The sequence below is a fragment of the Tardiphaga sp. genome (genome assembly GCF_028290785.1).
In the GTDB taxonomy this organism is placed as follows: Bacteria; Pseudomonadota; Alphaproteobacteria; order Rhizobiales; family Xanthobacteraceae; genus Tardiphaga.
On record NZ_JAQGJD010000222.1, the window covers coordinates 1 to 8,072 of the forward strand.

Below are 8,072 nucleotides of genomic sequence, written 5' to 3' on the forward strand. Positions count from 1 at the left end.
TGGCAAGGCGATCCACCATGCCGCGCACCATGGCGTTGCGGTCGTCCGCCTTCATGCCCTGCACCGACGCGATCGTATCGTCGGACAGCGCCGGCAGGCCGGGCAATCCGCCGCCGACCCGCGCCAACGCCGCCTGCACCATCGGGCGCCACGGCGCGTCGGCCGGCGCCTTCGCCAGCATGCCGCGCCAGATCGCGGCGGCTTCGGCGCCGCGGCCATCCTGCTCGGCGGCGATGCCGAGGAAGTAGCGCGCCTTGACCTCGTCGGCGTCCAGCGCCACCGCGCGTTCGAATTCGGTCTTCGCCTCGGCGGTAATGACGCCATTGGCCGCCGCCGACATCGCTTCGCCGAGATCGGCGCGGCGCGCGGCGCTGTCGCCGTTGTAGGTGATCGAATTGCGGAACGCGGTGACCGCGTCGTCATAGCGGCCGAGCCGCGCCAGCACCGGCGCCAGCACGTTCCAGCCGCGGCCGTCGGTCGGGTTCTGCTCCAGATGCGCCTGGACCTGCGCCACCAGATTGTCGAGTGGCTGCGCGGCGCTCGGCGTCGCACTGCGTTCCGCCAGCGGGAAGTCGGGCAGCCGCGGCGATCCCAGCGGCAGATAGAAGCCGACGGCCATCAGCGGCAGGCCGATCAGCGCGAGCACCGCCACCGCGCGGCGAAAGCGCGGGCTCGAGCGCACGGCGACGTCGCTTTCCGCGTCGTCGGCCGCGAGCAGCCGGCGGCTGATCTCGACACGGGCCGCACCGGCCTCCGCCGCGCCGATCAGCCCGGCCTCGGCATCCCTGCCGACCTCGGCCAACTGGTCCTTGTACACCGCCGCCTCGGAGCCGCCGTTGCCGGAGCGCGCCTGCCCAAGCGGCCACAGCACGGCGAAGATCGCCGCGGCGGTCATCAGCGCGAACACAAACCACAGCGTCATCGACAGGTTCCGGTACCGGCGGCCGCGAAACATGGCCGCTCCAGCCGGGTTACACCATTTCTAAACCCGCCGCGCAATTGACAAGTACGGCACTACGCGAGGCGGGAAAGTTGATATGAATCAATGCGAAGCCTCACCCCGCCTTCTTCGGCTTGCGCTCCACCACGGCCATGGCGCTTTCCGCGGCGCGGTCCATCAAAGCGGCGTATTCCTGGCCGAACAACTGCTGACAGAACCGGATTGCGGCCCTGGCCTGCATCTGCCGGTAGGCGCGGACGCGGGCATCGCCGGCGCGCAGCGACTGCACCAGCGCCTCGGTGGATTTCTCGACATATTGCTGCAGGTCCGAATAGGTCCGCAGCGTCACCTCGTTGATCGCCAGCTCGCTGGCATAGGTGCGGCATACCGCGACGAAGTTGATCAGCGCCACCGTCTCGTCGACATCGACCGGATCGATATGCGCGGTCGGCGAAATGTCCTTGTCGGCGCGCTGCCGCAGCAGCCGGCGCACGCGGCCCGGCACGCTCTCGATTTCCGACTGCAGCGTGCTGGAAATGTCGACCCGGATCGCCGCCATCTGGCGGCCCCACACCGAGTCGTTGCGCATGTCGAGTTCGGTGCGCAGGCCGCGGACGCCGTCATGGGCGGTTTTCAGCAATTCGGGGGCGGTGTCGAACTTGCCGCGCTTGATGTCGGTGCGCAGATTGGCGGCGACCCGCGACAGGTCGGCCAGCGCCATGGTGACGGCGACGCCGTAGGACGTCGCGGCGACGCGGATCTCGTCGTCGGAGGCGGCGATCTTGACGGCGAGGCGGATGATCTGCCACGGCGCGGCGAGCCGGTGCATCACCAACGACAGCGCGAACGGCAGCACCTGCGGCGTCACCAGCGACGGCAGGTTGAGCGCGCTGCTGACCGAGGCGATCTGGGAGTCGCCGAAGGTGCGCAGCACGCTGGGCAGCTTGCCGGCGAAGGCGTCGAGCGGCTCGCGGGCTTTCAGCACGGCGCCGATGCCCGGCAGATCCTCGACCGCGTGCGGCGGGCCGATCCGCGAGCTGCCGCGGTTGTTCGGCCCCGGCGTGGTGATGTTGATGATCAGATCGGCGGCGGCCTGCTGCAACTTGCGCACTGCGCGCTCGATCTCGGCCGCACCCGGCTCCGGCGATCCACCGATGGCGGCCTCGAATTCAGCGACCGCCGCGGCGGCGTCGCGCTCCAGCCATTGCCACACCGGCAGCAGCGAGGCGCGCCGGATTTGTCCCGGCCGCACCGGGCCGACGCCTTCCACCAGGAACGGTTCGAGCGACTTGAAAACCAGCCGCGTGGGATCCTCGACGCGGGGCCGCACCGCGTTTTCGGAACCGCGCACCACGCCGCGCAACTGATCGAGCACGAAGTTGGCGACCGCAATGTCTTCGCCGCGGGCGATCGAGCGCTCGTACTCACGCATCAGCAGCGCCTGCGACTGCGGCGGCAGCTGCGCAAGATATTCCCGCAGGCGATCGATCGATGTCTTGCTCATGCACCCAGAATTCGCGTGGTTCGGCAGCTCCAGGACCGCAAGCGGCCACCGGGTTTTGTAGCAGGGGGTGCGTTAAGAAGCCGTTGAGGAGGAGGTATTCAACCGGCCGCCGCCCAGCCGCCCTCGGGGCTGCGGCAGGCGGTGCCGCGAGCGGTTTTCAGCTCGGTTCCGACCGTGATGGTGTGGGAAAATCCGCGGCATTGCGCGCCCTTCTGCTCGTAGAGCGGGCCGGCGACGATGTTGCCGAAGCGGCCGGAGACCGCGTTGCGCCACGGCACCGGCGCGCCAGGGGCGCCGCGGTCCAGCGCGACGATCTGCGCCTCATAGGCCAGCCGACGGTCTTCGTCGTTCAGGGCAGCGCCGAGCTTGGCGCCGATCAGGCCGCCGAATGCGGCGTTGGTCACCGCCGAGGCCGCCTCGCTGCCGCTGGATAGGCCAATGGCCGACTTCGTGCTGGTGTAAGCGCGCGTAAAGGTTCCGGCGCCGATACCCGGCCCGGTTTCCGATCCGGTGATGTCACAGCCGCCCAGCGCCAGCGTCGCGGCGAGCAGCACAACGGCATGAGCTTTCAGCATGGTCGGTCCCGGTGGCCCGCGGGCGGAACGCCGCAGAGGCAGACGCTCAGAGACGGGATAATTCGGGCGGGAACGGGGCGGGAGATTTGAATTAGATCGCGCGGGCGACGGAGGGTCGCGGCGACGGGCCCGGGATTGGATTTCCCGCACGCCGTGCGGCCATCTGCCAGGCTTCGATGGCATCCCGCAACTCGGCCACGGCCTCTTCCTGGCTATCGCCAAAGGCCGAGCACCCCGGCAGATCGGGAGCGATGGCGATGAAGCCCTCGTCTTCCTCACTGTAGAAAACATGGGCCGGATATCGTTGAGTCTCAGTCACGGGTCGCTCTCTGGTTCGCTATCAACCTCACACCCCCGGCAGCACCAGCTCCGCCCGCAGTCCGCCGATCGGCGCCGTCCCCAGCGTCAGGCTGCCTCCGTACAGCGCGGCGAGGTCGACCACGATCGACAGCCCGAGCCCGGAGCCCGGCTTGGTCTCGTCGAGCCGCTGGCCGCGGCGTGACACGGTGGTGCGTTCCGCCACCGACAGGCCGCGGCCGTCGTCATCGACGATGATGCGCAGTTTTGGCGCGGGGTCCGTGGCGCCCTGGCGCTCCACCAGCACCTCGATGAAGACGCGGGAATCCGCCCACTTGCAGGCGTTGTCCACGAGGTTGCCGGCCATCTCCTCGAGGTCCTGCTTTTCGCCGCGGAATTTTGCCGAAGCGTCCGCCTCGACGTCGATGGCGATGTCGCGGTCGCGGTGGATCTTCTCCATGGTCCGGCACAGTGCCTCGATCGCCGGGGCCACGTCGGTGACGGTGCCGACGATGGTCAGGCGCGCGGCGATCCGGGCGCGCTCCAGGTGATGCGCCACCTGGTCGCGCATCACGTCGGCCTGCTCCAGCACCTTCGCGGCGAACGGATCGGCGCCCCTGCCCGCGGCCTCGTTGACGATCACCGACAGCGGCGTCTTGATGGCGTGGGCGAGATTGCCGACATGGGTGCGGGCGCGCTCGACGATGGCGCGGTTGGCATCGATCAGCGCGTTGGTCTCGCGCGCCAGCGGCGCGATCTCCACCGGGAATTCGCCCTCGAGCCGTTCGGCGCGGCCGGAGCGGATGTCGGCGATGGCGTCGGAAATGCGTTTCAGGGGGGCGAGGCCGAAGCGGACCTGGAAGATCGTGGTCAGCACCAGGATCACCGACAGCGCGGCAAAGGTGCTGCCGAGGTACCAGTCGAAGGTTCGCGTTTCCTCGAAAATCTCGGTGGCGTCGCCGGCGACGCTGACGCGAAACTTGCCGTCGGCGCCGAGATCGACCGGGCGCTCCACCATGCGCAGACGCTGGTCTTCCGGCCCGTCCACATAGCCTTGCCGGATGCCGGACAATGTCAGCTCGACGCCCTGGTCCTCGAGCTTCGGCAGCTTCTTGTCCCACAGCGAGCGCGACGCCTTCTTCTCCGCCTTGGTGCCATCCACCGGGGCGATTTCCCAGTACCAGCCGGACAGCGGCAGTTCGAAGAGGGGCTCACCGAGCGACTGCATCTCGTGGTCGGGGGCGTCGGGCGTATCCGGAGTCGCCACCTCGGCAACCAAAGTGCGCAGATACAGATTGAGCCGTCGGTCGAAGGCGCGCTCGGTGGCCGAGCGGTACACCGACGACAGGATGATCCCGGTGATCACCAGAATCACCACCACCCACCCCGTCGCCGACAGGAACAGCCGCGTCGCCAGCGAGCTGCCGCGCATTAAAAAGCCGTCCGGCGCACGTGTGTCAGCTGCGATGCGGCACAGCCTTTCAGTCGTCGTCCCCGCCTAGCACGCCGAAGGCGTGCGCGGAGCGGGGACCCATAGCCTCTGTCCCCTCGGGTGGAGCAAAGGCCTCTGCCGACTTGCCGCCACGAAAAGATGGCGGCTATGGGTCCCCGCTTTCGCGGGGACGACTCGTGGAGGGGCATTGCGCGCATCGCGCTACGCGCCCGTCGGCGGCGTCAGCAGGTAGCCGAGGCCGCGCACCGTCTGGATGATATCGACGTCGAGCTTCTTGCGGATGCGGCCGACGAACACCTCGATGGTGTTGCTGTCGCGGTCGAAATCCTGGTCGTAGAGATGCTCCACCAGTTCGCTGCGCGACACCACCCGCCCGGAATGATGCATCAGATAATCCAGCAGCCGGTATTCGTGGCTGGTCAGCTTCACCGGATTGCCGCTGACGCTGACGCGGCTAGTTCGTGTGTCGAGCGTCACCGGCCCACAGGTCAGTTCGCTGGTGGCATGGCCGGCGGCCCGTCGCAACAGCGCGCGAATTCGGGCGAGCACCTCTTCGAGGTGAAACGGCTTGGCCACGTAATCGTCGGCGCCGGCATCGAAGCCCTGCACCTTGTCGCTCCAGCGATCGCGCGCGGTGAGGATCAGCACCGGCATCGCGCGGCCGGAGCGGCGCCAGGCTTCCAGTACCGAAATGCCATCCATCTTTGGCAGCCCGATATCGAGCACCACCGCGTCATACGGCTCGCTGTCGCCGAGGAAGTGTCCCTCCTCGCCGTCGAACGCGCGATCCACCACATAGCCGGCGCCGCCAAGCGCGGCGACCAATTGGCGATTTAGATCGGGATCATCTTCGACGACAAGCAAGCGCACGGTTTAGCTCCTTGCGGGCTTCTTGCCAGATTGGACGGTGCGCGTGAATGGCGGATGAATGGCGATTGACCCGCCGCATTACATTTTGCTCAGGTGATCGGCAGGCGACCCTGCGGGCTCATTTGCGCTTCAGCACCGCCTTGGCGACTTTCTCGATGAGGCCCGGTGCGTCCTCGCCCATCGCGGCGCAAACCTTTTCGCGGGTGCGGCCGGAGACATAGACGCCGAGCACGCCGAAGCGAAAGGCCCAATAGCTGACGAACAGCGTGGTGGCGCCGATCATCGCATTCAGCGTCTGCAGGTCGGAAGTCCAGAACTCGTGCAGCAACACGACCCACAGCCCGGCGCATTCGAACGTCAGCTCGAACGCGTAGAGCGGTCGCCACCATTTCTGGATCGGATCCTCGCTGGCGATCTCGGCGCGGATCGTCGCCTGGGTCTCGCGGATCGCGGTCTGCGTCGCTTCGGCTTCGGCGCGCACCATCTCGGCCCAGCGCGCATCCGCCGCAGCCAGCGCCTCGGCATTCGCGGCGGGCAGTGCTTCCTGCACAGCCGCGGGAGTGGCCGCCGGCGCACCGACCGCACTGGCGAGGATCTGTCCGGCGGCCGCGCCGAACGGCCCGCCCAGCGCGGTGCCGATCAGCGGCGCGCCAAGCGAGATCACCTGACGCATCAAGATGCTCCAGTCCATCAGCCTTCTCCCTTTTGCACGCCGCGCCACCAGTTCGCCGCAGCGGCGACCAGGCGGCTCCATCCCGACATGGCGACTGCCGGGCTCGCTGCTGTGACCATCGCCAGCGCGGCCGCCTCCACTCCCGCGACGCGCCGTGACCAGCCACGCCCGAACACCGGCCAGGTCTTCAGCGCCTTCAGAAACGCCAGCCGCTCGGCGCACAGCGCGCGGACCAGTTTCGTGGCGTCGGCACGGCGAGCCGCCGCGATCACCGTGGCATCGACGCTCGCCGGGCTGTCGGGCAGTCCGAGCCTGCGACGCAGCACCCTGCCGGCGCGAGCGACGCCGGAATTCACGCCATAATCGAACACCGCGTAATCGACTCCGGCGGGCAGCTCGTCGCAGCGCAGCGCCGCCCAATAGCGCTTGCGATAGATCTCGCGCGCAACGCTGAGCGGCAGCGCCCTGACGTCTGCGGCCGACGCATCGGCTTTCCAGTAGCGCCGTGCGTCCGCCAGGGTGATGCCGAAATTGGTTGGCCCGCCCGGATCGCTCGGATGATCGGTGTAGCCTCCTTCGTCGCGCAGCAGGCGCGACAACGCCGCCTCGAATGAGGATTGCGCCATATCGGACTCTCCAAGGGGGGCCGGCTATGCCGGATCGAATTCGATTCAAATTGCGCGGCCGCGCGCAGCGGCGCTTTAAGCCGGCGCGCGTAAGGCGGAGCGATGAGCGTCGAGCGATCGCGTGCCGTGCGGCCCGGACTTCGCGTTTACGCGCGGCAGGATTCCGATCAGCGGCCGCGCGCTCCGCTGTGCGCGCCGGCGTCCGCAGCCAAGACGGAGCCGGACGACGAGCACAGCCGCCGCGTCGCGGCGGACGCTCACCTGCTCGACGTCACGGTGTGAGGCCCACCCGCGATCAGGCGAACACGCCGCCGCTCGCCGTGCTGCCTGCGCTGCTGCCCGGCAGATAGCTGGCGCCGCCGCCGTTGGAGAAGATCACGCCGTTATGCAGCGCAGCGTAGCGTGAGCCTGTCACCGCCGCAGCATTGACGAAGCTCATGCCGAAGCAGTCGACCACGCCGCCGCGGCCGGCCAGAATGTTGGCGCCGCTGAATGCCGGCGCGCCGCTGTAGCTCACCGTCATTCCGGCCAGGGAGACATAGCCGTTGGCTGCGATGTGATATTGCGCGCCGTCCGACACCGCATAGCCGCCCAGCGCGACGACGTTGCTCGAGGGCCCTGCGAAAATGTGGTAGCCGGCGACAGCGCCGAACTCGATGTTCTGAAAACGGATTGTGCCGCCGCCGGTCGCCGACAGCGCATTGCCGGCGCTGGTTGTGATCTTCACGTCCTGAACACGCCAGACGCCGCCGCCGGCATTGCTGACCGCGGAACTCGCGGTGCTGATGGCGACGTTGGCGGGGGTCGCGGCGTTGCCTTTGATGATCGGCGGCAGCGCGCCGAGATACGGCTTCAGCGTGATCGTGCCCCCATAGGCTCCGTCGGCGAGCTGGATGGTGGCCTGGAAAATCGACAGGTCCAGTGCGCAGATCGTCTCGACCGCTTTCTGGATGGTGAGAAAGGCGCTGCCGGCTGAATTGGCGGCGCCGGAATTGGCGTCGCTGCCGTCACTGCGAACGTAATAGGTGCGATCCGCCGCCAGCATCTCGCGCGGACCGCCGCTTGCCGGAAAGCTCACCTTGCCGCTGGCGCGCGCTATCCGCAGCGCGTCGAGCCAGGTGACTCCATCCGGGC

Annotated in this window: 9 protein-coding genes and 1 pseudogene; 1 reads left to right on the plus strand and 9 read right to left on the minus strand. The window is 68.2% G+C overall.

The annotated features are described in order from the left end of the window. From ccmI to JWR89_RS13655, 8 genes are all read right to left on the minus strand, one after another. Positions 1–922, minus strand: a 922-nt coding sequence (gene ccmI / locus JWR89_RS13620) for a c-type cytochrome biogenesis protein CcmI (RefSeq protein WP_299716996.1), incomplete at its 3' end; no start/stop codon positions are given. A gap of 133 nt (positions 923–1,055) precedes the next feature. Then, positions 1,056–2,444 carry a hypothetical protein gene (locus tag JWR89_RS13625; protein ID WP_299716998.1) on the minus strand — a complete coding sequence of 463 codons (1,389 nt, stop codon included), beginning with the start codon at positions 2,442–2,444 and terminating at the stop codon, positions 1,056–1,058. 98 nt (positions 2,445–2,542) lie between these two features. Then, positions 2,543–3,019 (minus strand): RT0821/Lpp0805 family surface protein, encoded by a 477-nt coding sequence (locus JWR89_RS13630; RefSeq protein WP_299717000.1) that lies wholly within the window; start codon positions 3,017–3,019, stop codon positions 2,543–2,545. A 91-nt stretch (positions 3,020–3,110) separates the two neighbouring features. Then, positions 3,111–3,338 (minus strand): type II toxin-antitoxin system HicB family antitoxin, encoded by a 228-nt coding sequence (locus tag JWR89_RS13635; RefSeq protein ID WP_299717001.1) that lies wholly within the window; start codon positions 3,336–3,338, stop codon positions 3,111–3,113. Positions 3,339–3,365: 27 nt separating this feature from the next. Then, positions 3,366–4,748 (minus strand): sensor histidine kinase, encoded by a 1,383-nt coding sequence (locus JWR89_RS13640; protein WP_299717002.1) that lies wholly within the window; start codon positions 4,746–4,748, stop codon positions 3,366–3,368. Positions 4,749–4,970: 222 nt separating this feature from the next. Continuing rightward, positions 4,971–5,639, minus strand: coding sequence for a response regulator transcription factor (locus tag JWR89_RS13645; protein ID WP_299717004.1), 669 nt, complete (start codon positions 5,637–5,639; stop codon positions 4,971–4,973). Positions 5,640–5,757: 118 nt separating this feature from the next. After that, on the minus strand, positions 5,758–6,330 hold the full coding sequence (locus JWR89_RS13650; protein ID WP_299717006.1) for a 3TM-type holin: 573 nt from the start codon (positions 6,328–6,330) through the stop codon (positions 5,758–5,760). Continuing rightward, positions 6,330–6,938: a glycosyl hydrolase 108 family protein gene (locus JWR89_RS13655; RefSeq protein ID WP_299717008.1), complete on the minus strand. Its 609-nt coding sequence runs from the start codon at positions 6,936–6,938 to the stop codon at positions 6,330–6,332. The genes JWR89_RS13650 and JWR89_RS13655 overlap by 1 nt, the downstream gene beginning before the upstream one ends. 102 nt (positions 6,939–7,040) lie before the next feature. Between JWR89_RS13655 and JWR89_RS13660 the strand changes: the two genes are divergently transcribed. Beyond that, positions 7,041–7,220, plus strand: a complete 180-nt coding sequence (locus JWR89_RS13660; RefSeq protein WP_299717010.1) for a hypothetical protein — start codon at positions 7,041–7,043, stop codon at positions 7,218–7,220. A gap of 13 nt (positions 7,221–7,233) precedes the next feature. On the opposite strand, the pseudogene JWR89_RS13665 reads toward JWR89_RS13660, so the two are convergent. Next, a pseudogene (locus JWR89_RS13665) lies at positions 7,234–8,072 on the minus strand (DUF2793 domain-containing protein); the annotation flags it as partial.

Coding starts and splice junctions, on each gene's coding strand:
- JWR89_RS13625 (WP_299716998.1), bottom strand. CDS start 2,444: ATGAGCAAGACATCGATCGATCGCCTGCGGGAATATCTTGCGCAGCTG.
- JWR89_RS13630 (WP_299717000.1), bottom strand. CDS start 3,019: ATGCTGAAAGCTCATGCCGTTGTGCTGCTCGCCGCGACGCTGGCGCTG.
- JWR89_RS13640 (WP_299717002.1), bottom strand. CDS start 4,748: ATGCGCGGCAGCTCGCTGGCGACGCGGCTGTTCCTGTCGGCGACGGGG.
- JWR89_RS13650 (WP_299717006.1), bottom strand. CDS start 6,330: ATGGACTGGAGCATCTTGATGCGTCAGGTGATCTCGCTTGGCGCGCCG.
- JWR89_RS13655 (WP_299717008.1), bottom strand. CDS start 6,938: ATGGCGCAATCCTCATTCGAGGCGGCGTTGTCGCGCCTGCTGCGCGAC.
- JWR89_RS13660 (WP_299717010.1), top strand. CDS start 7,041: ATGAGCGTCGAGCGATCGCGTGCCGTGCGGCCCGGACTTCGCGTTTAC.